The 24,927-nt window shown below is 61.0% G+C and carries 19 protein-coding genes and 1 riboswitch; of the genes, 13 read left to right on the forward strand and 6 right to left on the reverse strand.

All coding sequences use genetic code 11. The annotated features are described in order from the left end of the window. Positions 1-117 precede the first annotated feature (117 nt). From RCAS_RS21370 to RCAS_RS21415, 9 genes are all read left to right on the forward strand, one after another. Complete coding sequence (locus RCAS_RS21370; protein WP_012122573.1) at positions 118-1,008, forward strand: zinc metalloprotease HtpX; 891 nt, start codon at positions 118-120, stop codon at positions 1,006-1,008. Positions 1,009-1,090: 82 nt separating this feature from the next. Continuing rightward, a riboswitch (TPP riboswitch) is annotated at positions 1,091-1,205 on the forward strand. Between the two features lie 66 nt (positions 1,206-1,271). Next, complete coding sequence (gene thiE, locus RCAS_RS21375; RefSeq protein WP_012122574.1) at positions 1,272-1,958, forward strand: thiamine phosphate synthase; 687 nt, start codon at positions 1,272-1,274, stop codon at positions 1,956-1,958. 72 nt (positions 1,959-2,030) lie between these two features. Next, positions 2,031-2,843 (forward strand): hydroxyethylthiazole kinase, encoded by an 813-nt coding sequence (thiM, locus tag RCAS_RS21380; protein WP_012122575.1) that lies wholly within the window; start codon positions 2,031-2,033, stop codon positions 2,841-2,843. Between the two features lie 249 nt (positions 2,844-3,092). Further along, a complete protein-coding gene (thiW, locus tag RCAS_RS21385) occupies positions 3,093-3,617 on the forward strand; it encodes an energy coupling factor transporter S component ThiW (protein ID WP_012122576.1) in 525 nt (174 codons plus the stop codon). Beyond that, on the forward strand, positions 3,614-5,194 hold the full coding sequence (locus RCAS_RS21390; protein WP_012122577.1) for an ABC transporter ATP-binding protein: 1,581 nt from the start codon (positions 3,614-3,616) through the stop codon (positions 5,192-5,194). The genes thiW and RCAS_RS21390 overlap by 4 nt, the downstream gene beginning before the upstream one ends. Before the next feature lie 2,009 nt (positions 5,195-7,203). Further along, on the forward strand, positions 7,204-7,857 hold the full coding sequence (locus RCAS_RS21400; protein WP_012122578.1) for an energy-coupling factor transporter transmembrane component T family protein: 654 nt from the start codon (positions 7,204-7,206) through the stop codon (positions 7,855-7,857). Between the two features lie 10 nt (positions 7,858-7,867). After that, complete coding sequence (thiD, locus tag RCAS_RS21405) at positions 7,868-8,668, forward strand: bifunctional hydroxymethylpyrimidine kinase/phosphomethylpyrimidine kinase (protein ID WP_012122579.1); 801 nt, start codon at positions 7,868-7,870, stop codon at positions 8,666-8,668. Between the two features lie 353 nt (positions 8,669-9,021). After that, positions 9,022-9,375, forward strand: coding sequence for a nucleotidyltransferase domain-containing protein (locus RCAS_RS21410; protein WP_041332237.1), 354 nt, complete (start codon positions 9,022-9,024; stop codon positions 9,373-9,375). Continuing rightward, a complete protein-coding gene (locus RCAS_RS21415) occupies positions 9,353-9,757 on the forward strand; it encodes a HEPN domain-containing protein (RefSeq protein WP_012122581.1) in 405 nt (134 codons plus the stop codon). The genes RCAS_RS21410 and RCAS_RS21415 overlap by 23 nt, the downstream gene beginning before the upstream one ends. 13 nt (positions 9,758-9,770) lie before the next feature. Here the strand turns inward: RCAS_RS21415 and RCAS_RS21420 are convergent, their stop codons facing one another. Further along, positions 9,771-11,489 (reverse strand): DPP IV N-terminal domain-containing protein, encoded by a 1,719-nt coding sequence (locus RCAS_RS21420; protein ID WP_012122582.1) that lies wholly within the window; start codon positions 11,487-11,489, stop codon positions 9,771-9,773. 194 nt (positions 11,490-11,683) lie between these two features. Here RCAS_RS21420 and RCAS_RS21425 point away from each other — a divergent pair, with 194 nt between their 5' ends. The 3 genes from RCAS_RS21425 (at position 11,684) to RCAS_RS21435 (ending at position 15,754) form a co-directional block, all read left to right on the forward strand. Next, positions 11,684-12,553 (forward strand): alpha/beta fold hydrolase, encoded by an 870-nt coding sequence (locus RCAS_RS21425; protein ID WP_012122583.1) that lies wholly within the window; start codon positions 11,684-11,686, stop codon positions 12,551-12,553. Positions 12,554-12,565: 12 nt separating this feature from the next. Continuing rightward, the gene (locus tag RCAS_RS21430; RefSeq protein ID WP_012122584.1) at positions 12,566-14,599 is read left to right on the forward strand and encodes a glycosyltransferase family 39 protein; all 2,034 of its coding nucleotides are present in this window, start codon (positions 12,566-12,568) and stop codon (positions 14,597-14,599) included. Between the two features lie 207 nt (positions 14,600-14,806). Beyond that, complete coding sequence (locus RCAS_RS21435) at positions 14,807-15,754, forward strand: hypothetical protein (RefSeq protein ID WP_012122585.1); 948 nt, start codon at positions 14,807-14,809, stop codon at positions 15,752-15,754. A gap of 394 nt (positions 15,755-16,148) precedes the next feature. On the opposite strand, the gene RCAS_RS23525 is transcribed toward RCAS_RS21435, so the two are convergent. Continuing rightward, positions 16,149-17,774, reverse strand: coding sequence for a transposase (locus RCAS_RS23525; RefSeq protein WP_157042728.1), 1,626 nt, complete (start codon positions 17,772-17,774; stop codon positions 16,149-16,151). A 304-nt stretch (positions 17,775-18,078) separates the two neighbouring features. On the opposite strand from RCAS_RS23525, the gene RCAS_RS21445 reads away from it, so the two are divergent. Then, positions 18,079-18,432 (forward strand): hypothetical protein, encoded by a 354-nt coding sequence (locus RCAS_RS21445; RefSeq protein ID WP_012122586.1) that lies wholly within the window; start codon positions 18,079-18,081, stop codon positions 18,430-18,432. Positions 18,433-18,893: 461 nt separating this feature from the next. On the opposite strand, the gene RCAS_RS21450 is transcribed toward RCAS_RS21445, so the two are convergent. The 4 genes from RCAS_RS21450 to RCAS_RS21465 form a co-directional block, all read right to left on the reverse strand. Continuing rightward, a complete protein-coding gene (locus RCAS_RS21450; protein ID WP_012122587.1) occupies positions 18,894-20,846 on the reverse strand; it encodes an HD domain-containing phosphohydrolase in 1,953 nt (650 codons plus the stop codon). Between the two features lie 365 nt (positions 20,847-21,211). Then, positions 21,212-21,775 (reverse strand): coiled-coil domain-containing protein, encoded by a 564-nt coding sequence (locus RCAS_RS21455; RefSeq protein WP_198135969.1) that lies wholly within the window; start codon positions 21,773-21,775, stop codon positions 21,212-21,214. Then, positions 21,733-23,028 carry a glycosyltransferase family 4 protein gene (locus tag RCAS_RS21460; protein WP_012122589.1) on the reverse strand — a complete coding sequence of 432 codons (1,296 nt, stop codon included), beginning with the start codon at positions 23,026-23,028 and terminating at the stop codon, positions 21,733-21,735. The genes RCAS_RS21455 and RCAS_RS21460 overlap by 43 nt, the downstream gene beginning before the upstream one ends. Continuing rightward, the gene (locus RCAS_RS21465) at positions 23,028-24,902 is read right to left on the reverse strand and encodes a glycosyltransferase (RefSeq protein WP_012122590.1); all 1,875 of its coding nucleotides are present in this window, start codon (positions 24,900-24,902) and stop codon (positions 23,028-23,030) included. Before RCAS_RS21465 ends, RCAS_RS21460 begins: the two co-directional genes overlap by 1 nt. Between the last annotated feature and the right edge of the window lie 25 nt (positions 24,903-24,927).

Raw genomic sequence — 24,927 nt, forward strand, 5'->3', positions numbered from 1 at the left:
GGCTCAGACGGGCTACGGATGGGCGTTCGACCCACGAACGCCGGGCAGTTTGAGACATCCCTGCCCGGCGTTGTTGTGCATAGAGAGGGCGCAGGGAGATTTGGAGAGAGGTTAAGCATGACAAGACTGACCAATACACTGAAGACTACGGCTCTGCTGGGGGCGCTGACGGTGCTGCTCGTCCTGGCGGGACAGTGGTTCGGCGGCACGCAGGGCATGATCATTGCATTCGTTCTCGCCGTCTTGATGAATGGCGGCGCCTACTGGTTCTCGGATAAACTGGCGTTGAGCATGGCCGGCGCGCGCGCAATCAGCCGGTACGAAGCGCCGCGTCTCTACCAGATGGTCGCACACCTGGCGCAGCGCGCGAACCTGCCGATGCCGCGCGTCTATCTGATCGACTCGGAGGCGCCAAATGCGTTTGCCACCGGTCGCGACCCGCAGCACGGTGCGGTTGCCGTCACGACCGGACTGCTCCAACTGCTGAATGACGACGAGGTTGCAGCAGTTATCGCCCACGAATTGGGGCACATCAAAAACCGCGATACGCTCATCAGCACGATTGCGGCGACGTTCGCCGGCGCAGTCGCCATCCTGGCGGATATGGCGCAGTGGGCATTGCTCCTCGGCGGCTTTGGACGCCACGAGGACGACGGCGAGGAGAGCGGTCTGGCAGGTCTGGTGAGCGGGTTGCTGCTCATTCTGGTGGCGCCGATTGCTGCGACGCTGATCCAGTTGGCGATTTCGCGCACCCGCGAATTCGAGGCGGACGCCGCCGGCGCGACGATCAGCGGATCGCCGTTGGCGCTGGCGTCGGCGCTGCGCAAGATCGAAGCATGGAAGCAGCGTCTGCCGCTTGCGACCAATCCGGCGATGGCAAACCTGTACATTATCAATCCGCTCGATGGTGGCACTCTTGTGAAACTGTTCAGCACCCATCCGCCAACCACAGAGCGTATTGCGCGGCTGGAGCGGATGGCAATCCGGCAGCATGCGCTGGTCTGGTAAAACCATCTTGCGATCTTGTGGGAAATCGTGTATCATAATTTTTAACTACCGGTTGACAATTAAACACCAATGCGCCGCGCTGCGGCGCCACTGGGGGAGCCGGATGAGTCCGGCTGAGAGTGCGACCCTACCGATGTCGCAGACCCTTTGAACCTGACCTGGGTCATACCAGCGTAGGGAAGTGTCCAGACAATGTCTGCCGCTGATCCACGTTGGTGGGGTCAGCGGCAGTTTTGATTCTGGCGCTCCAGGAGGTAACAGCCATGGCATGGTCCACATTAGTCGATCCGTCCCCATCGGTTCTGACCAACCCGATCCCGTTTCCGTCCGGCAGAGGCATTGTGTATGTTATTACCGACCGACGCGCCGCAGGTGAACGTTCACTGATCGACATTGTGCATGCGGCGTTGCGTGGCGGCGCGAATGCCATTCAACTGCGCGACAAGGATGTGCCCGCACGCGCCATGATCGCCCTGGGCGAGGCGCTGCTGCCGCTGACTCGCGCGGCTGGCGTTCCCCTGATCGTCAACGACCGCGTCGATGTGGCGCTGGCGCTGGACGCCGATGGTGTTCACGTCGGTCAGGACGATATTCCGGCGGATATGGTGCGACGGATCATCGGTCCAGCACGCATTCTGGGAGTATCGGTCGCAACAGTGGAACAGGCGCAGCAAGCAGCGCGTGATGGCGCAACGTATGTCAGCGTCGGCGATCTCTTTGGCACGCCGAGCAAACCGGATGCCGGACCGCCGATCGGTCTCACGCCGCTGACAGAGATCGCGCGCGCGGTCGATCTGCCGGTGCTGGGAATTGGCGGGATAACTGTCGCAAATGCAGCATCGGTTGTGCGAGCAGGCGCCGTAGGAGTGGCAGTGATTTCGGCGGTCATTGGCGCGCCGGACCCGGAAGCGGCGACGCGAGCGTTGTGCGATGTGGCAGCGCAAAGGTAGGGGCGCTCTCTGGAGACACCGGTCGGGGCGCCCCCGATGCACGGAACGCAACACGACAAGAGGAGGCGAACGATGGACACGATCAATCAACGGATTGGTGAGATGCTCGCCCGTGTACGCGCAACCCGACCATTGATTCACCACATTACCAATCTGGTCGTCATGAACGACACCGCAAATGTCACATTGCATGTGGGCGGGTTGCCAGTGATGGCGCACGATGTGGAGGAAGTCGCCGAGATGGTGACGCACGCAGGCGCACTGGTGTTGAACGTCGGCACCCTCTCGCCCGATTGGGTCGAGTCGATGCTAGTTGCCGGGCGACAGGCGAATGAACTCGACATTCCGATTGTGCTCGATCCGGTCGGCGCGGGCGCGACGCAACTCCGCACGATGACCAACCTCAAGTTGCTGCGCTCGCTCCACATCGGGGTGGTGCGTGGCAACGGCGGCGAGATCGGCGCGTTGAGCGGCGCAGGCGGCGAGATGCGCGGCGTCGAGAGCATCGCTGCGCCGGAAAATCCGTTGACGGCTGCGCGCACCCTGGCTCAGACGTACCGCACCGTTGTGGCGCTTACCGGCGCGCGCGACATTATCACGGACGGCGAACGGGGTTTCATTGTCAGCAACGGTCACATCTGGCTGACAACGCTGACCGGCACGGGCTGTATGGCAACGACGATGGTCGCTGCATTCGCTGCGGTCGAGCGCGATTATCTGCTGGCGGCGGCGGGTGGGTTGGCGATGTTCGGATTGGCGGCGGAACTTGCTGCCGAAAAGGCCCATGGTCCCGCCAGTTTCAAGACGGCGCTGTTCGACCAGATCTACAACCTGACGCCAGAACAGGTGGCGGCAGGCGCGCGGATCGCAGAACTGGAATGGTGAAGGTCGAACAAGGAGGCGAGAAACGCGAAACAAGTGGTATGGGGTCAGGGAAAAGGCGCTTCTCAGTTTTGGGTTCCCGCTTCATTCTCATCCCTAATACCTATGACGATTGACGATGCCGCATGCTGGTCATTCCGAGCGCAGCGCGGAATCGGCGCGGATCGCGCACGACCCCTCGCGCGGCTCGGGGTGACCATGCCGGATGGTCACAGGTCATTGGTATAACCCCCAAAAACAAGGAGAGACCCTATGGCTGCAACAACCTCAATCGTTCGCAGTCAGACGCGGCGACTGGCGTATGCCATCGTGCTGACGGCGCTGGCAGTGGCATTGTCGCCAATCAGCATCCCGGTCGGAATCGCAAAAGTATTCCCTGTGCAACACATGGTCAATGTACTCGCCGGAGCGCTCATCGGTCCCTGGTGGGGACTGGCAGTGGCGCTGGTTACTTCGATTGTGCGCAATGCACTCGGTCTGGGCACGCCGCTGGCATTCCCCGGCAGCATCTTTGGCGTGTTGCTCGCCGGGTTGATCTATCGCGCCACACGAAACATCCCGTTGACGGTCGCGGGTGAAGTGATCGGCACCGGTATTATCGGCGCACTGATCGGCGCACTGGTTGTGGCGCCGTATGTTATGAACCGACCTATGGGCGCAACGGCGCTGATTATCCCATTTGCGCTCTCATCGCTAGTCGGCGCAGTGCTGGGCGCGCTCGGCTTGCTTGCGCTACGACGAACCGGTTACCTGGAACGTCCTGACACGAGGCAATGAGACCATTGGTTGTCTGCGATGAGGCGACCTATCGGTATCGAGACGGAACGCTCGCCCTGGATCGTGTGTCGCTTGCCATCGAAACGGGAGAGTTCGTGGTGCTGGCAGGCGCGAGCGGGTCGGGCAAATCCACCCTCTGTCGCCTGCTCAACGGTCTCATTCCGCACCTCCACGGCGGCGATCTGACCGGGCGCGTCCTGATTGCGGGGCAGGATGTTCGCTCGACGCCACCCTATGCTCTGAGCCGCAGTGTGGGGCTGGCGTTGCAGAACCCCGAAGCGCAGAGCCTGGCAACAACTGTTGCCCGCGATCTGGCGCTCGGTCCTGCATGCCACGGGCTTGACCGCGCGACGATTGCTGCGCGCGTCCGCGAGGTTGCTGCGCTATTAAGGATTGAACCGCTCCTTGATCGCCAACCGGTCACACTGTCGGGAGGGGAATTGCAGCGGGTAGCCATTGCCGGAGTGCTGGCGCTCCATCCACAGGTGCTGGCGCTCGATGAGCCGTTTGCGTTTCTCGACGCCGCCGGCGCTATGCGGTTGCGCGAGACATTGCGCATGCTCCATGAACGGGGGGTCGCCATTATCGTTGCCGAACACCGTCTGGCAGACGTAGCAGACCTGGCGACGCGCCTGATCGTCCTTCACGAAGGTCGGATCGTGGCAGATGGCGCGCCGCGAACGGTGCTGGCAGGCGATGTGTCACAGTGGGGAGTAGAAGCGCCACCATGGGCGCGCCTGGCGCATGTTGCCGGGATAGATGCGATGTCGCCGACGCTTGATGGAGCGCTTGATCTGGCGTCGCCGAACGGCAGTGCGCTCCATTCGTCACCGCACAATGCACCGGTTACACCGCCAGCGCTTAACTGGGATGACGTATCATTTGCGCGCAACGACAGGATAGTGCTGCATCAGGCGTACCTGTCGGCAGCGGCGGGGGAAATTGTTGGGGTGCTGGGCGCGAATGGCGCGGGTAAAACGACGCTGCTCAAGCTGGGCAACGGGTTGCTTCGGCCACAACGCGGAACGGTGCGTGTTCAGGGACAGGCAATCGGGCAACGTCCGCTCTGGGAGGTCGCGCGCAGTGTCGGTCTGGTGGGACAACAGCCGGGACATATGCTGTTTGCGCCGACGGTGCAGGACGAACTGGAGGCGGGACCACGGGCGCTCCGGCGAGTTGATCGCGCCTGGATCGGCCACGTGATCGAGCAGTGCCGTCTGGAACCGTTGCTCCACCGTTCGCCACATCATTTGAGCGCGGGCGAACAGCGGCGCGTGGCAATCGGGGCTGTGCTGGCGTCGCAACCATCCGCGCTGCTCCTCGACGAGCCGACATCCGGGCAGGATGCGCTCAACCGAAAGGCTTTGCAAAAGATCATTGGCGACATCGCCCGCGATGGAATGGCGGTCGTTATCGCCACTCACGACACTGAATGGGCATATGCGCTCTGCACCCGCTGGGCAGTGCTGGATGCCGGCAGGATCATTGCGAGCGGCGCGCCATCGGCAATATGCGCGCAACCGGCAATCGTCGCGCAGGCGCGCCTTCGCCTCCCAATGGCAGAGGCGATCCGGTAGCGAAGAGCGAGTCACATGGAGGGCTGTATAAAATAATCCGCTCATATGCCTGCTCGCCTGGCGATTGATGAAGAGCAAGGAAACCGTTCGGCATTGCCGGAACGCTGCGGGCTGAAGCCCTGGCTGAGCTCATGCCAGCCCCTTCGGGGCTTCCCCGTCCTGAGCGAGGACTTGAGCCCGCAGCCCAAAGGTGCGCAAGGAAACCGTTCGGCATTGCCGGAACGCTGCGGGCTGAAGCCCTGGCTGAGCTCATGCCAGCCCCTTCGGGGCTTCCCCGTCTTGAGCGAGGACTTGAGCCCGCAGCCCAAAGGTGCGCAAGGAAACCGTTCGGCATTGCCGGGACGCTGCGGGCTGAAGCCCTGGCTGAGCTCATGCAAGCCCCTTCGGGGCTTCCCCGTCCTGAGCGAGGACGTGAGCCCGCAGCCCAAAAGTGCGCGATGTTGCCGCACAGGTCTCCGCGGCATTGCCGGGACGCTGCGGGCTGAAGCCCTGGCTGAGCTGCGCACATAACGCGGCAATTGCAGCGAGGCGCCAAATTGCCGGAACGCTGCGGGCTGAAGCCCTGGCTGAGCTCATGCAAGCCCCTTCGGGGCTTCCCCGTCCTGAGCGAGGACTTGAGCCCGCAGCCCAAAGGTGCGCAAGGAAACCGTTCGGCATTGCCGGAACGCTGCGGGCTGAAGCCCTGGCTGAGCTGCGCACATAACGCGGCAATTGCAGCGAGGCGCCAAATTGCCGGAACGCTGCGGGCTGAAGCCCTGGCTGAGCTCATGCAAGCCCCTTCGGGGCTTCCCCGTCCTGAGCGAGGACTTGAGCCCGCAGCCCAAAGGTGCGCAAGGAAACCGTTCGGCATTGCCGGAACGCTGCGGGCTGAAGCCCTGGCTGAGCTGCGCACATAACGCGGCAATTGCAGCGAGGCGCCAAATTGCCGGAACGCTGCGGGCTGAAGCCCTGGCTGAGCTCATGCAAGCCCCTTCGGGGCTTCCCCGTCCTGAGCGAGGACTTGAGCCCGCAGCCCAAAGGTGCGCAAGGAAACCGTTCGGCATTGCCGGAACGCTGCGGGCTGAAGCCCTGGCTGAGCTGCGCACATAACGCGGCAATTGCAGCGAGGCGCCAAATTGCCGGAACGCTGCGGGCTGAAGCCCTGGCTGAGCTCATGCAAGCCCCTTCGGGGCTTCCCCGTCCTGAGCGAGGACTTGAGCCCGCAGCCCAAAGGTGCGCAAGGAAACCGTTCGGCATTGCCGGAACGCTGCGGGCTGAAGCCCTGGCTGAGCTCATGCCAGCCCCTTCGGGGCTTCCCCGTCTTGAGCGAGGACTTGAGCCCGCAGCCCAAAGGTGCGCAAGGAAACCGTTCGGCATTGCCGGAACGCTGCGGGCTGAAGCCCTGGCTGAGCTCATGCAAGCCCCTTCGGGGCTTCCCCGTCTTGAGCGAGGACTTGAGCCCGCAGCCCAAAGGTGCGCAAGGAAACCGTTCGGCATTGCCGGAACGCTGCGGGCTGAAGCCCTGGCTGAGCTCATGCAAGCCCCTTCGGGGCTTCCCCGTCCTGAGCGAGGACTTGAGCCCGCAGCCCAAAGGTGCGCAAGGAAACCGTTCGGCATTGCCGGAACGCTGCGGGCTGAAGCCCTGGCTGAGCTCATGCCAGCCCCTTCGGGGCTTCCCCGTCTTGAGCGAGGACTTGAGCCCGCAGCCCAAAGGTGCGCAAGGAAACCGTTCGGCATTGCCGGAACGCTGCGGGCTGAAGCCCTGGCTGAGCTGCGCACATAACGCGGCAATTGCAGCGAGGCGCCAAATTGCCGGAACGCTGCCGGCTGAAGCCCTGGCTGAGCTCATGCAAGCCCCTTCAGGGCTTCCCCGTCCTGAGCGAGGACTTGAGCCCGCAGCCCAAAGGTGCGCGACGTTGCAGCACAGGTCTACCGGGTTGATTTCTTTACACAAGCCACAGACTACTGAATGATACCAGAATCAATGACTCAAAGACCACGAGAGCGACGCCTTTGCCCGGGTTATGACAATGGCTTCACGCTTTGATCCACGCGCGAAAGCGCTATCGTACCTGATCGGCTCAGCAGCGATCATTCTGAGCACCGACCTGATCCGACTTGCTTTCCTCAGCGGCGGGCTGGCACTCTTGCTGATTGGAATCGGACTGGGGCGGCGCTGGTTGCAGGTGATGAAGGCGCTGACGCCGACACTCATGCTCTTTGCACTGGTTGCCGGATGGAGCGGCGGTTTCGATGCAGCGATTGGCGCTGCGTTGCGTCTGACAGCGCTTGTCGGCGCAGGAGTCCTGTTCTTTGGCGTCACGCCGCCAGAAGAACTGGGAGATGCGCTCCTGGCGAGCGGCGTGCCGTCGCAGATCGCGTTTCTGCTGGAAGGAGCGCTGCGCTTCACGCCAATGATGGGGACGCTGGCGCGCGAAGTGTATGAAGCGCAAGCGAGTCGCGGCATTCGCTTCGACGGGCGGCATCTCCTGCGCAACGGACCGCTCCTGTTGACGCCGCTTCTGCTCAGCGTGATGCGCTTCGCCGATGATCTGGCAGAAGGTTTGGAAACGCGCGGCTTCGGCAGCCCGCAGCGCACACCACTGCGCGACTACCGGCTCGGATGGCGGGATGGAGCACTGATTGGCGTTGCACTGTTGCTGACGATACTCATTGTATGGTAAGGAGCACCTTATGATACCACGAGCATTGACAATCGCCGGCTCCGACTCCGGCGGCGGAGCAGGCATTCAGGCAGACCTGAAAACCTTCATGGCGCACGGCGTCTACGGCGCAAGCGCCATCACCGCCATTACCGCACAAAACACCCTGGAAGTACGCGCAGTTGTTCTGCTCGAGCCGACCATAGTCGTTGCGCAGATCGAAGCCGTGCTCGACGATATTGGCGCCGATGCCGTCAAAACCGGTATGCTCGGCAATGCCGCCATCATCGAAGCAGTCGCCGATACACTCGCGCGTTACCGCATCGAGCGCCTGGTCATCGACCCGGTGATGGTTGCAAAGAGCGGCGCGCGTCTACTGGAGGAAGACGCCATCACAACCCTGCGTGAGCGCCTGCTGCCGCTGGCTTTAGTCATCACGCCGAACCTGCCGGAAGCCTCGGTGCTGCTGAACCGCCAGGTGACCGATGAACACGACATGGCGGACGCCGCGCGCGACCTGCACGCGCTGGGTCCACGGTACGTCCTGCTCAAGGGAGGGCACCTGGCAGGAGACGACGTTGTCGATCTGCTGTACGATGGTGAGCGCTTTGTCGAACTGCGCGCGCAGCGCCTTGAGACAAACCACACCCATGGTACCGGCTGCACCTACGCCGCTGCCATCGCCGCCCTGATCGCGCGTGGCTTGCTGGTCGAACAGGCGGTGCGTCAGGCGCACGCCTACCTCCACGAGGCTATCGTCCATGCCCCGGCTATCGGCAAGGGGTACGGACCGGTCAATCACCTGGTGCACGGATTGCCGACGGACCGGTGAGCGACAAGCGGCGAGCGGTGCGAAGGTGAATGGATTGCCGACGGACCGGTGAGCGACAAGCGGCGAGCGGCAAGCGGCGAGTGGTGCGAAGGTGAAAGGTGGGAGCCTCCTCGACCGTTGAGGACGGAACTGTGCGCGGCGTCGCGCCGGAGAAGGCGCGGGCGGCACGGAGCATTGCCCACTTGCGGCGTGCTGCCGCAACCGCAGACGTCTTGGGAAAGACGGGAAGGCGGAAGGGCGCCGGGGTTGCCTGCCGGGAAAGGCGAAGGACCTCGTCCTTTGTGCGCCTGCGCGTCCTTCGTGGATCATCTGCGGCGTTTCCTGGATGCGCGCTTCCGCAGTATAATACGCCCATGACCGATCTGTCACTGGCTCGCGAACGTCATGTTGCTGTGCTGGAGCGCACCCTGCACACGATGGTGGCTCAATTGAGCGCCATGCCGACAGTGCATCGGGTCATCCTGTTCGGCTCGTATGCCGCCGGTCGTCGCGATTTGTTCACCGATCTGGATCTTCTGGTCGTCATGGAGACATCGCTGGACTTCGTGTCCCGCACGGTTGACCTGATGCAGCATCTGCACATCGAAGCGCCGGTCGATCTCCTGGTTTATACGCCGGAAGAAATAGAGCGCATGCGTGATCAATCCTTTCTTCGCCATGCTCTGGCGACAGGAAAGACACTTTATGAGAAAAGACCCGAACATTGAGGGCGCGCGCTGGCTCCAGCAAGCCCAGATCGATCTCCACTGGTGTCGCCATCTGCGTGATCAGGGCGCCTGGTATCTGGCATGCTTTCTTGCGCAGCAGGTGGCCGAAAAGGCGCTGAAGGCATTCCTCTACGCACAAGGAGAAGAGTTGGTGATTGGTCATTCGGTGCGTCAACTATGCGCTCGCGCCGGAGTCTACGATCCCAACTTTCAACAAACGCTGTCCCGTTGGGGAATTCTCGACAGTTATTACATTCCTACGCGCTATCCCAATGGTCTTCCAGGCGACATTCCGGCTAACGTCTACAACCAGGAAATCGCCGACAGTGCGGTGCAACTCGCAGCAGAAGTCGTTTCGGCAGTAGAGACGCACTTCGCCTGAGAGCGATTGTCTCCTACTGCCGACGTCCCATTGGCAGGGAGATCGGACCTGCAACGGGGGGCGGCAATTGCGCCCACGGCAGCCCCAGGAACGGAAAGAATTGCGGTCGCGCACCGGCTTCCAGTACCCGTTCGATGGTAAAGATGCGCTCCAGTGTTTGATCGTCGTGCACCAGGCGCATCGCCTGGTACCAACTCAATCCGTCGCGGCGCTCAAAGTGCCAGTATTCGAGCGCCAGGATCTGAGTGCGCCAATCGAAGGTATCGCGCTCCTGCGCTGCAATCCGATTCCAGCCGTGCGCGGCGGCGAGCGCCGTGAAATCGACGAAATACCCTGCTGGCGGCGGCAGCAATCGCCGGTTCTGCACATCGAAAACTGGCGCGGTCAGCGGCTCTCCCATACTTCCATCCTGACGAGATGTGCGCAAATACAGACGCCAGAAGAGCCGACCAGCGCGCCATTCGGGCGAGATGTAAAGGATTTGCTGTCCGTTGACCCGATAATCCCAGCGCGTATCAAATGCCCGCCCGGCTTTATGCCAGCTGGTGAACGATGATGTGCCATTCTGAAAATCGACCGCGCGCGATGCTTCGCTCAACTGTCCCAGGAAATCATACCCACTGGCTTCGATCACATCCCGGCGCAGCGCGTCAAACGATGGTTTGACCGCCGCAGCCAGCGCCGGAATACCGCCAGCGCGCACATCACCAAGCGCCACCATGCCACGTGGAAGAGATGCCACATCGACCGGCGGTGCAGTTGCATCAAACGAGCGACCCTCCAGCCAGCGCTCGTCCGGCAGGAGCGGCGTGACCGCGCGATTACTCCAGGATGGATCGGCATACCCGTGCAGGCTAGCAACCACGAACGTCCCACCCGGCATTCCGGGACTGAACAGCGCAACCCCCTGCCGTGAAAAGAAGCGGCGTCCTCCAAGCGCCCACGGCGCAACCGCCATCAAACCGCCGCCTGGCGTCCACGCCGGATCGCGCAACCCCAGATTGTCCGGTCCGGCGCGCAGTTCTTCACCGGTGATCAGATCACGAATGTGTAAATTGCCGCCGCCATCGCGGTCCGAAATGAACGCAATACGCCCCCCGTCCGGCGACCACGCCGGGCTGTGATCCGGCGCGGGGTGATTCGTCAGATTGATCACCGCGCCGCTCTCCGCGTCGGCAATATAAATCTCCTGATTACCGTCGCGCCAGGAAGTAAACGCAATGCGTCGTCCGTCCGGCGACCACGTCGGTTGTGCATCGGCAGCAGGATGAGTGGTGATGCGCCGGGCATCGCCGCCGATAAGGTCGAGCGTATAAATCTCAGGGTTGCCGTCGCGCATGCTGGTAAACGCAACCCGGCGACCATCGGGCGACCAGGACGGTTCGCCGTCGTAGGCAGGATGATTGGTCAAGCGCCGGAGATCGCTGCCGTCGGCGCGCATCACATACAGGTCCCAGTTGTCGCCACGCCGACTGGCGAACACAACATGGTTGGCATCGGGCGACCAGGAAGGGCTGCGATCAGGATATGGGTCGGCTGTGAGATTCGCCGCCCGTTCGCCAGCGAGATCGGCGCTGAAAATGTCGAAGGCGCCATTGTCGCCACGCGCCGCAGCAAAGAGAATACGCCCCTGACCGGGGAGCGCCGGTCGCTGTGGCTCAGAGGACGCCAGCCGTGCAAGAGGCATACCAAGTGCGATCACGATCAGGAATGGGAGAAACTGCATGGGCATAGCGCAACGTTATTTTCGATAACGTGTGGGCGATTGTGTGCGATGCCAGGACACTGGATTTCGGGACGATCCGTGTGGGTTCGCGCGCCGTCACACACCGCACTCACATCGCCTGATCAGCCGACACACACCGATACTCTTCAGAGTATACTGTAATCGTATGGCTTCAACAGCCTCATGGAAATGAGAAATCAATGAGCATCAACGGATATCCGGTCGATGCGCCGCGACAGTTCTACCGGTGGCGCAACTATCAGGTGGCATACTACACCGCAGGCGCCGGTTCACCCATTCTGCTGATTCATAGCATCAATGCCGCTGCCTCGTCATTCGAGATGCGGCGTCCATTTGCTGCATTGCGGAGCGATCATCAGGTGTTTGCGCTCGATTTTCTTGGGTTCGGCGGCTCGGACCATCCACGACGCGCCTATAACGCCGACGACTACATCGACCTGATCGGCGACTTCGCGCGCGATGTCGTGGGGAAAGGCGCAACGGTGATCGCCAGTTCGCTCGGCGCGGCATACACCATTCGCGCGGCTGCCCGCCATCCGGGGTTGTTTGGTCCGCTCACCCTGATCTGCCCGACCGGCATCCGCAACCTGGCGCAACCGCAACGGCGCGGGTGGAGTTACGAGGTGCTCGCCGGTCCACTGGGCGATCTGATCTTCCGCGCGCTGGCAAGTCGTCCGAGTATCGCGTATTTTTTGCGCACCCAATCGTACTACGATCCCTCAGTGGTGGATGATCATCTGATCGAAGGGTTCTACCGCGCCGCATACCAGGCAGGCGCAAAATGGGCGCCAATCTGTTTCCTGACCGGGTTGCTCAACTGCGATGTGCGGGAAGCGTTTGCGCAACTGCACCAACCAATCCTGCTGGTGTGGGGGCGTTACGCCGACCTGACCCCATTGCGCAGCGCCGATGCGTTCCTGGCGCGCAATCCGTGCGCGCGTCTCGCAGTTGTCGATAAAGCCCGCCTCTCGGTGCAGGACGAGCGCCCGGCAGAATTTATGCACCTGGTCAAGGAATTTCTTGCCGCAAACCGTTCACAGAGCGTATAAGCCGATTGCACCATGAAACGCACACTTGTCGCGCTGTTCCTTATCGCACTGGCGCCGCGCATTTGGGCGCTCAATTGGGGATTGCCCTATGTTGAACATCCCGACGAGCCCGCCCTGGTCGAAACAGTGGTGCGTATGGTGCAGGAGGGCGACTGGAATCCGCGACGATTCGTGTATCCATCGCTCTCTTTCTACTTGCTGGCGGGCGTCGTCTTTCTCCATGCGCAATGGGGCATAGCAACCGGCATCTATGCATCGATCGCCGATCTGCCGCTCAAGACATATCTCTTCACTCTGGCGCCAGATCTGTACATCTGGTTGCGCGCGCTGATCGCGATCCTGGGGGCAGCGACCGTTCCCCTCATCTACATACTGGCGCGGCGAATGTTCGATGCACCTTCAGCATACCTCGCAGCGCTGACACTCAGTGTTGCGGAATACCACGTGCAACATGCGCACTTTATCACCACCGATGCGCCAACCGGTCTATGGACGACGTTGGCGCTGCTGGGCATATGGAATGTCGCCGAGCGCGGCAGATTGCGCGATTATGTGTTGACCGGGATTGCGACCGGTCTTGCTGCCGGAACGAAATATCAGGCAGGGGTTGTCGGTCTGGCGCTAGGAGCGGCTGTTGCCGCGCGCCTGATCGATTCGCGCACCACAGGCGAACTGACACGCTCCGAAGTGACAGCGCACATCAGAGGCATCGCAGTTGCGGCCGGTCTCGCGCTCATCGTCTTTGCGCTGACCACGCCATTCGCAATCCTCGATATGTCATCGTTCCGCCGGAGCATTGCCAGCACAATGACCCAGTACGCCACGAACGAAGGACAGGGCGACTTCAGCGGCGCCTGGCGCCTGGATGGATATGCACGATTTTTCTGGGAGGACGGCTTGTTGCCGTCGGGCGTCCTGCTGATGGCGGCAGGTTTGCCGTTTCTGGCGCGCTGTGCGCCACGGCAGACGATGATTCTGATTGCCGCCATCCTGGTTGGGCTTGCGCCTCTGGCGCCGCAAACGGTCCATTTTATGCGCAACACGCTGCCGGTCTTTCCGCTGCTTATTCTTCTGGCTTCCGGTGCAACGATCAGTCTGGGCAGAGCCATCGGGCGATTGCAGTGCCTGAACTCGCAGCCAATGAAACCGCAAACGGTGTCAAACCGTGTGCTCATGACGCTTCCCATTATCCTGGGAGCGAGCGCGCTGATTGCGCCGCAGATTCAAGAAACCACCTGGCGCCTCTCCTACTGGAGCAGACCGTATACGCTGGTTCAGGCAGCAGACGTAATCCGCGCTGAACCACGAGGAATGCTCGCGGCTGTTGAAGCAAATCCCGTTCAGTGGGCGAACGATCCGGTTGTGCATCCCGTCGACAGCGTCAGCGACCATCCTCCAGAGTGGTACTTGTCGCGCGGCTATCGCTATCTTCTGCTGAACGAGGATCGGCGCCGCAATCAGGAGAATTACGCCCGTCTGCTGGAAAGCGGCATGCCATTGTTGGTCATGCCGCCGCGCGATCTTGGATTGCAGCCGGGTCCTGGCGGAATTGTGCTGGATATGGGGGAGCGTATTGACCTGATACCGTTCACGCGGCGCTCTGCACGTTTTGGCGACAGCATTGATCTGCTTGGATACGAACTGCAACCCGGCGATCTCCGGTCGCGCATTACCCCGCTGGAAGGCGCAAACCTTCGTATCTTTGCGCCCGGTCAGTCATTGCAACTTAATCTCTACTGGCGCGCGCTTACTCGCATGGATCGCAATCTTGTTCTCTTCATCCATATCAACAATCAGTACGATCAGCGCGTTGCTCAACGCGACCTGCCCCTCCGTCTCGACGACTATCCAACGAGTCGCTGGCGCGTGGGCGAACTCGTCATTGATCGCGGCGACATGCCATTGCCACCACTTCCAGAAGGCGAGTACCGCCTGCTGATCGGTCTCTATGACGCTGAAACGGGAGTGCGATTGCCGGTACGGGATCAAACCGCAGTGGAACTGACCACGATCCGCGTGATCCACACTGCACCTTCCTCCAATTGAATCCGATGAAGAGATCACGAGTTCACACGGATGCGACCGTTGCCTGCGGATGATCATTGCAGGCAATCGTTCGGTATACATTCACATGCTTTCATACGTACCGGCGCGTCCCAACCTTCCTTCTGCCGGATCACACCTGTGCTCATTCTGCTCCTGTCTGCGAAAAGACATTGACATTATGACCTGTATCGCTTATAATCAGAACAAATGTACGAATATCTGTACGACAGCGAGGCAGCCATGGCGATTGGTCGCAACAAAATCCGCCAGTTCACCGACGCGATGACCATTCAGTGGGCGAACGGCAAGAACGAAGCGCGGCTCACTCCCGGCAGCGGACGGTTCGTCTCGCATGTCGGTTGGTATGCCGAAGTGGGGCGCGACGACGAATTTGATCGGTTCATCTCCCAGGCAGGCATTCCGCAGATGGAGATCCGGCATCCGCGTCAGGGCGCAGCGGCGCAGATCGTCCGGCACTGGAATCTTGGCGAGCAGATACGGTTCTTTCCGGTCACCAGCGGTCCGGTAGCGACAACCGTGGCTGCCAGTCTGTCGCCGCGCAACATTGCTGCAACCATCGAAGCAGGGATCGGTTTGCGTTGGGGGCGCGGCGAGGGCGAACGGTCGAAGATGGCCATCCGCGGCTACTTGCAAATCCGGGGCCCGAAGCGCGCCGACGCCGGGGCGCCCGACGAATGGCTGCTCTACCCGCGCCTGGTGCAGATTTCAGTACGCTCACGCATGACCGATGAACTCCTCGCTGCGCTTGTCGATCATGTGCGCGTCTGCGAGATCGCCGACACGCTGGTGGATCGGGCAAAACATCCTGATGTGATTCATTGCTACGAACTGGCGCTGCCGATTGGTCCGGGTCAGGAAGAACAGTGGGGCAAAGGCGAAACCACGACGGTCATGCCCATTGCCAGTCTTCATCCCCAAACGATCGACCTGTCCTATCTGCGCAGCCTGTGGCGTCCTGATCAGGTCGTAGAACTGGCGCTGCGCGACTGGCCCGATGTCCAGGCATGGGCACAGGAATTCAGTATTGGCGGGTACGCCGAAACCGCCGGTCAATCGCCGGCACTGGCAGATGATGCGCATACGGGCAATGAAGCAATGGCTGCCAATGGACGCGCGGCGTATGTCGATGGATAGTCGGCAAAAACCCTGTCCACCAGTCGTACCGCTGCGACGGTATGTGTTGTACCGCGTTCCACCGCACCCGCTTGTTCGGCAAAAACCCTGTCCACCAGTCGTACCGCTGCGACGGTACCGGTATTCGAGTCGTCCGCACACAGATCACAGACCTTACAGCGCTCTATTGCAGGTTAGTTATGAACACCTGTGCATTCCTCTGAAAGCGCAGGCACTCTGAAGGTGCAACCGTACATCCCGGCTGCGATAGCGATGCGCAAGGACGCGACATCATGGCGTCGAGCAGGCATGCTGAAGGTGCAGCCGTACATCTCAGTTGCTTCTGCACGCTTCTCTTCACGTGCAAGTGTCTCGTTCCTCCAAGAAATGCCACAGATCGACACTGCAAGGCGCATTATGGCCGTTTTCGCGGATTGTTTCTGTCTTTCATCCAACGGACAGGATTGGTCTCAATGTAACGGTGAACGTAGTGGTATTCTATCGCATTGCGAATAATGCGGTCATGATAATTCCGCTGCCAGACAGGGACGCCGGGGGTCTGACGGATGTCATTGATCCGCCGCGCAGAAAATGATTTGAGGGCACGCACGATTTCAGATAACGAATGACGCGCCATGGACGGGTCAGGGTCGGTGGGTGATGCCCCGCGTTCCACCGACCCACCCCCGCGTTCGACGGACGACGCCCCGCGTTCCACCGACCCACCCCCGCGTTCGACGGACGACGCCCCGCGTTCCACCGACCCACCCCCGCGTTCGACGGACGACGCCCCGCGTTCCACCGACCCACCCCCGCGTTCGACGGACGACGCCCCGCGTTCCACCGACCCACCCCCGCGTTCGACGGACGACGCCCCGCGTTCCACCGACCCACCCCCGCGTTCGACGGACGACGCCCCGCGTTCCACCGACCCACCCCCGCGTTCGACGGACGACGCCCCGCGTTCCACCGACCCACCCCCGCGTTCGACGGACGGCGCCCCGCGTTCGACGGACGACGCCCCGCGTTCCACCGACCCACCCCCGCGTTCGACGGACGGCGCCCCGCGTTCCACCGACCCACCCCCGCGTTCCACCGACCCACCCCCGCGTTCGACGGACGACGCCCCGCGTTCCACCGACCCACCCCCGCGTTCGACGGACGACGCCCCGCGTTCCACCGACCCACCCCCGCGTTCGACGGACGACGCCCCGCGTTCGACGGACGACGCCCCGCGTTCCACCGACCCACCCCCGCGTTCCACCGACCCACCCCCGCGTTCGACGGACGACGCCCCGCGTTCCACCGACCCACCCCCGCGTTCGACGGACGACGCCCCGCGTTCCACCGACCCACCCCCGCGTTCGACGGACGACGCCCCGCGTTCCACCGACCCACCCCCGCGTTCGACGGACGACGCCCCGCGTTCGACGGACGACGCCCCGCGTTCCACCGACCCACCCCCGCGTTCCACCGACCCACCCCCGCGTTCGACGGACGACGCCCCGCGTTCCACCGACCCACCCCCGCGTTCGACGGACGACGCCCACGTAGGGGCAGGTCTGAGACCTGCCCCTACGCCGTTATCGTCATTTTCGCCGTTATCGTCATTTTCGCCGTTATCGTCATTTTCGTCGTTTACGCCGTTATCGTCGTTATCGTCGTTATCGTCGTTTACGCCGTTATCGTCATTATCGTCATTTTCGCCGTTTTCGCCATTGATAATGATAATTCCATGGATATGATTGGGCATAACACAAAATGCGCCCAATTCGACATGGGGATAATGGCGAGGCAAATCGAACCAGGCGTGTTGAACGATTTCGCCGTACCGATTCAACCGCATTTCGCCGTTCACCACATCGCCAAACAAACATTTGCGACGATGTGTGACAACAGTGACAAAATACGCTCCTGGCTGCGAATAATCGTACCCCTTCAGGCGGATGCTGCGGCGGTGGTGTTTCTCCGGGTCGTACATCATCGTTTGTGCTCCTCTATACGTCACCCGGCACCCAATACTGCCGTCTGGCAGGACCATCCCGACTGCTCCTTGCCAGGTCCCGATAGCGTGTGTGCTCCTGTACGGCATGCGGCGCCCTGGTGTTGCCCCATTTGGAGAATATACCGTCAGACTTCGGCACAGGTCACCGGTTGTCTTCCACGAGCAAGAGATATGTCGGAGTTCCGCTTCCTGCGGCATTTCCTCGAACACCTCGGCATACGAGCACAGACATACGCATACCCGGAGCGCCCAACTCCTAATTCTCACCCCCTAACCTTAACCCCGACTCTGGTATAATAGTTCCTGCAATCGCAACGAGTTCGATGGAGGGTGCAGGCATATGGCAGGTCTATTCCAGCGCATTTCCGATGCGGTCTACCGTGAATATGATCGACGCATTAAACGCGCCAGCCTGATCACCGAATACGGCATCGCGCATCACCACGATCACGAGGAAGAGCATGCCGACAACAATGTGGCTATTGTGAATCTGTCGCCGGGCATGTCGGTAGGAGATGAGCATGCCCAGACGGACGCGCTCGCAAAAGCGGACGAAGCATCGGAGGAGCGCCTTGAGATCGAACCGCTTGCGACCGACAGCGAAACGACCCGCACACCAGTCGCCACTGCGGAAGAAGAGATCGAGGCGGAAATCATCAACGCCCCTCCAGGGGCGCCAATTCCGCGGGAGTGATGCGCACCTTCGTGAAATGGCGTCTCTGGACAATGTGGCAGGTGGTACATCGTCCGTTTCAGGTATCGGAATACCCAAACGCCTCCCGCTCCCTCACGCCTAAGGGCGGACCGAACACCCGAGCGAACACCGGCACAATGGGACGAACTCGAGCACGGCGCCGGTCTCCCCGCCGCCTCGCGCGGGAGCGGGGAGAGAGGGTGAGGGTACAACGGCGCCCCCACAGCCATGCATACCCGCTATGCTCAGGCGTGCTGTCCGTCCTTGAAATCCCTCACGGGAGAACGAGGCAGGGAGGTGAGAATAAAAAGGCATCTAGACGCGGCAAACACCCCAACAAGAGCCTCCACGACGGGCGATCCGAGATGAGGATAAAAAGGCATCTGGACGCGGCAAACACTCTTCGCCTACGAAAAACGCACCCTGAGATCCCTGCGCTCTCGAACGCGAGAACCGACGGATCAGGGAGCAGCATCGTCCGGCGCTTCACCGATGACCTTCAAAAAAAGAGCGACCACATCGGGATCGAAGTGCGTTCCTGCCTGTGATCGAATATAGTCAAGCGCCTCTTCGCGTTGCCAGCGCGCACGATACGGACGGTCGGACTGAAGCGCATCCCATACATCCGCCACAGCGAAGAGACGTGCCGCCAGCGGAATCTGCTCACCTTTCAAGCCGCGTGGATACCCCGTGCCGTCCCATCGCTCATGATGGGAGTAGGGAATATCCAGCGCAGGGCGCAGGTATTCGATAGGAGAGAGCATCGTGTAAGCGTAATCGGGATGCTGGTGCATTACCGCCCATTCTTCTTCCGTCAGTTGACCGGGCTTGCGCAGAATTGAGTCGGGTACGCCGAGTTTGCCAATATCGTGGAGCAACGCGCCACGGCGAATATGGGCAATTTGCTCATCGCTCAGACCTGCCGCCCGTGCCAGCCGCACCGTCAGATCTGTGACTCGCTGTGAATGCCCTTCCGTCTCCCGGTCGCGCAAGTCGAGCGCGTGCGCCCATCCCCGGATCGTTGCTTCATATGCCAGAATCATCTGCGCGTTCGAGCGCTGCATTGTCTCGAACAAAATGACGCTGTCGATTGCAATCGCTGCCTGCACTGCCAGCGTCTCCAGAAAATCGAACCAGTCCTGATCGGGATCGAGCCGGGTGCGGAGAAAGAGTTCCAGCACACCCTTCACCTGACCTTTCGCAATCAGCGGGACGCCACAATAGGTCACAAACGCTTCCTGTTGCAGCACAGGCGCATAGGAGGGTTCCAACTCCGACTCGCGGAGGTCGGCGATGAACAGCATCCGCCGATCAAGCACGACCCGACCGGCATACCCTTCGCCCGTATACAACGTCGTGCGCTGGTTCGCGCGTGATCGCACACCACGCTCAGCCGCATAGGTGAGCGTTTGCGCATATGGATCGAGCAGCAGGATGGAAGCAGCATCCACGTACAGGTACGAAGTGACCTGATCGAGCAGAATATCGAGCACTGCCCGCATATCGAGGGCGGAAATGATGGCCTGATCGATGGTGCGCAATGCGCGTAGCCGCCGAAGATGCATGTGCAATCGTTGCTCTGCGCGCACCCGTTCTGTCACGTCTTCGATTGCCAGCAGGATGAATTCATCGGAATGCCGAACGCGGCGCGCATTTAGCAGCATAGTGCGCTGACCGATATGCTCAAAATTGTGCGTCACCTCGTATCCGTCGAAATGCGCATTGTGCGGCAGAATCTCTTCCAGCAACCGCCGTAATTCAGGAATGTCCCACTGACGATTACCAATCTCGTAAATGTGCTGATGAAGTGTGTCGGCGGGAGTGGTGTGAAACATCTGATAGAAAGCACGATTGGCAGAGACCACGCGCAGGTTGCGACTAAGAACGAGCAACGGCTCACGAACCGTAGCAACGATGTTCTCGGCGAACTCGCGCGCCTGCTGTACGGCATGGAAGGTAGTTCGCACCGATGTTTGGTCTTGGAAGATCAGAATAACACCGGTGACGTCTCCGGATTCGGTGCGGATGGGAGCGCTTGTGTCGCCAATCGGAATGGCGCGCCCGTTGCGATTGATCAACACCGCGCGCGGACTCAATCGCACGACGGCATCTTCGCGCAAGACCCGCGCCACCGGACTTTCGAGCATCGCGCGGGTTTCTTCATCCACAATCCGAAAGATCTGTTCGATCGGACTTTCCAGCGCTTCAGGCTCAGCCCATCCGGTCAGGCGCTCAGCAGTAGGATTCATCAGACTGATGCGCCCATCGATGTTTGTGATAATGACGGCATCGCCGATACTGTACAGTGCAGCGCGCAGGTGCGCCGAATGCCGGCGAAGTTCATCGTAGCGAGCAGATAACTCCCGTCGGGTCATCTTTCGCCGCGATGACCCGCCAGACGTGTTCTCGGGCATGTGAATGTCCTTCCTGGCAGTGATAACGTGCCAGCGTGGTATGCAATTGCTGTGCGGCAATCCGGCGCCCAAAAGAGAAAGGTTTCACGCCCTGAGCAGCGGTTTTTGAGAGAAGACGATCAAGGACAAAAGTGTTCTTCGCCAATTACGATACGCCATCGGAATTATAGCACCGGGCAGGCCATGGTATGAACACAACAAGGCGCACTGCGGTGAAAGGCGCAGCGTCTTACCCCAAACCTTGCGCGTCAGGGAAACGAGCCATCACCACAAGAGTATGCTCGCAGAGTCTTTGCACCTTTGCGCCTGTATGTGCGCGTATTGGAAAGGTGGTACGTCCGCCTCGCAGATACGCCGAGACAACATTATGAATCAACCCGACTCACACGATGTTCACCATCGGGACCTGCCAAATGCGGAGCGATCATCTGCGCTTCCAGCGTCGCAATGCGGCGCTCAAGTTCGGCGCGTTCGGCGCGCAACACAGCAATTTGCTGTTGTAAAGCGAACAAATGCGCCTGCAATCGCATCTGTTCAATATCGCGGATGCGCATATCCAATCGTCGTTCCTTTTCGGTCAACGCATCGAGCGCGCGCACGACCGCACCGTGAAACTCGCTGATCTGCAACCATTGCGGGAGGGTGTACCACCAGGTTGCCCGGCGCACCAGGCGCTGGAAGGCATTGATCGCCGCCGCCAGACCCGGTCGCCTTGATTGCACAATGCGGTGCGGATCGACCGACCACGTCGCGCGCGCAATTGCCAGATTGTCGTGCAGATATGCGTCTGTCGAGTTAGCAGGCGTAGCGGGCGAACCGGCGCCGGGCGCCGGCGGCGTCCCTGTATCGCCGATTTCCAGCGCGCGTTCGACCGCCGCCATCAACGTCAGCGCGTCATCGCTGTCGGAATGAACCCAGTAAATTGCCATCGTCGCCTCGCACAGCGTTCAGCGCGCGCCTGCGCATAGACTGCAAGCGTTTCACGGGCAGCGCGCTCCCACGAGAACTGCTTTGCGCGTTCAATTCCAGCGTGCCGTAACCGCAACGCCAGGTCCTCGCTGTCCAGGAGTGCAGCGATCTGGCGCGCAATATCGCTCACCTGATACGGATCGCAGTACAATCCGGCATCGCCAACCACCTCCGGCAGCGATGAGGTGTTTGCCACCACCACCGGCGTTCCTGAAGCAAGCGCCTCCAGCGGCGGAAGACCAAACCCTTCGTACAGTGAAGGATACACAAACAGGCGCGCCCCGGCAACCAGTGCAGGCAGGTCGTCATCGGGAATGCGCCCGATAAATCGGACCTGTCCGGCAACTCCGGCGCGTTCCGGCGCGGCGAGGATCGCGTCGTGCTTCCAGCCGTAGCCGCCGGCAATAATCAACGGCGGCAAACGACGCGCATCTGCGGCATACCGCGCACACAACACGGCATACGCTTCGATCAAACGGATGTAGTTCTTGCGCGGCTCGAGCGTGCCAACACTCAGCACATACGCGCCATGCGCTATATCGTATCGCGCCAGAACCGAACACGTTTCATCCGGCGCGCGTGGACGAAAGCGCACATCTGCGGCTTCATACACCACACTGATCCGCTCAGGCGGAATGCCCAGTTCGCACACAATATCACGGCGGGTCGCTTCCGACACGGCAATAATCCGGTCGGCGCGGTCGCGGGCAAATCGCTCCTTGGCTGCATGCAACGCAACGTTCTCCGCCACATGCATATCGGGGAAGCGCCGGGTGGTCAGATCGTGAATGGTCAGCACGGTTGCAGCGCCAGGCGGTGCATAAGGCAATTGATCGGAAGCATGAAAGACCTCAACGAACCTCGTGGCGCCCCTGAGTTCCAGCCCCATCTCGGCGACCGCCAGTTGCGACCAGATTGGATCGAGGATGCGGTCGATCCGCGCCGCAATCGGATGCGCCACTCCATCACGAAACGCAGGAAGCGCGCTCAGGTAGCCACGCCGAACGCCGGGGCAACGCACGACCCGCACATTCGGCGAGTCGAGGGCTGCCAGCCACAGCATCGAACGGCCAGGGTTGAGCGGCAGCACATCGATCAGCGTAAAATGGCAATCACGCCCGGCTCGCACCAGATGGTCGAGCAGCGACCGATGATAGGTCAGCACGCCTGCCTGAGCAATTCGCAGGAGCGAAATGTCAACGCCGATGTGCATCACTCAATCGCTTCCAGGCGCTCGATAATCTTCGCTGCGGCGTGCGACCACGTCCAGCGCGCGGCAGCTTCCGCAGCAGCGCGCATCCCGACTGCGCGCGCTTCGTCGGGATGCTCATACACGTGGCGCATCAACGCACAGAGATGATCGAAATCGGGGTCAGCCCAGCGCAACCCGCGGTAGTACGGCGCGCGCGCTTCCGCCGGGACAAGACCACGAATGCGAAGCGGATAGGCGACACCTGAATGGAGGAACTCCGTCTGCCCGCCCCAAGCGGTCGAAATAACCGGCAGACCACATGCCATTGCCTCCAGCGCAGGCATGCCCCAGCCCTCACCGCGCGTCGGCAGCACGAAACAATCGGCGCTGCGGTACAGACACCCAACCTGATAGGCGGCAACGTGCTGATTCGGCAGAACGACAATCGGCGGACCATCGCTGCGGATCAGGTCGCCAATACGTCGGGCGACATCAAGACTGGGGTCGTGGTTGAAGATTTTGAGCAGCAGTACCACATCATCGCTGCGGCGAAACGTTTGCTGATAGGCGCGGATCAGCAGTTCCGGCGCTTTGCGTTCGATCCACTCGAAGATCGAGAGAAAAACAAAGCGATTGCCGGGTTTATGTCCGGTGATGCCAGGGTGAAAATAATCGGGGTTGATCCCCAGTGGAACGACAGAGATCGGACGCCGGACGCCGCTGGCGCAAAAGACCTCAGCCCCCCAGTGCGTTGGCGTCCAGACTTCATCCATCTGGTTCGCCTGGTAGACCCACTCATCCGGCAACCGGTCGGTTTCCAGCATCGTATAGCCGATGCGATAGCGTCCACTATTCTTGATGAAAGAGTCACCCTGATGATACACCACCTGGGGCAGACGAGAGTCCTTAAGACGGGCGCGCAACTGATCGATGCGCGGATCGCCGGTCAGCGGCTCGGTGAAATCATTCCCCCAGATGCACGCCAGGCGCACATCGATAGCGCAGCGGTCGAGTTCGATCACCAGTTCACGCGACGAGGTGGCGTACCCGGATGGCGATGCCACCAGCGAGTGCCAGACGACAGCGCGACGATATTTCTGGTTGTAAAACGTGCGCCATTTGCGGGTAAACATCTCGCGTCCCTCGTCCCACATCGCCTGCCACGACGCATTGTTGATCCTGGCGCTCGTATTCTCGTAGTGGATCACCTGCGTACCGCCGGTGCAAACGACTTTGAACCCCGCCTGGCGCGCTCGCAGACAGTAATCGGTATCCTCAAAGTACGACGTGTACGTCTCGTCGAAGCCGCCGATCCGCGCGCGCACATCGCGTCGGATGTACATGCATGCGCCGGTGATCCCTTCGACTTCGCGCACACCCGGATACTGCCCAATGTACGTCTCACCGCCTCCGATCTGATACCCCCAGAAACTATCTGCCGGCATATACGTTCCGGCATGCTGGAGCAGTCCATTGGCGTGCAACAGCGTGCATCCGACGATGCCATACTCTGGATGACTGTGCGCCACATTGCTGAGGTGCGCCAGCCAGTAATCCTGGATGATCAGCGTATCGTTGTTGAGCAATAGCACATCGTGATCCGGCGGAGTCGCCGCCATGCCCTGATTGTTGCCGCGCGTGAATCCCAGGTTGCGATCATTCGCAATTACCCGGATGTCGTCCTGCGCGCGCAGCCACTCCAGTGTCCCATCGCTGCTCCCATTGTCCACAACCAACAGGTGATACGCCATACCCTTCGTATGCGCGCGAATACTCTCGATACAGCGACGAGTGTACTCTAACCCGTTCCACGTGAGGATGATAATTGTTACCGGAGGGCGCTGCGGGTCGCTGAAGGTTGAAGGTTGCAGGTTGCAGGTTGCAGGTTGAACCATGTTCCTCCTCCTTGTAACCCCGAAC

This window comes from Roseiflexus castenholzii DSM 13941, assembly GCF_000017805.1.
Classification (GTDB): domain Bacteria; phylum Chloroflexota; class Chloroflexia; order Chloroflexales; family Roseiflexaceae; genus Roseiflexus; species Roseiflexus castenholzii.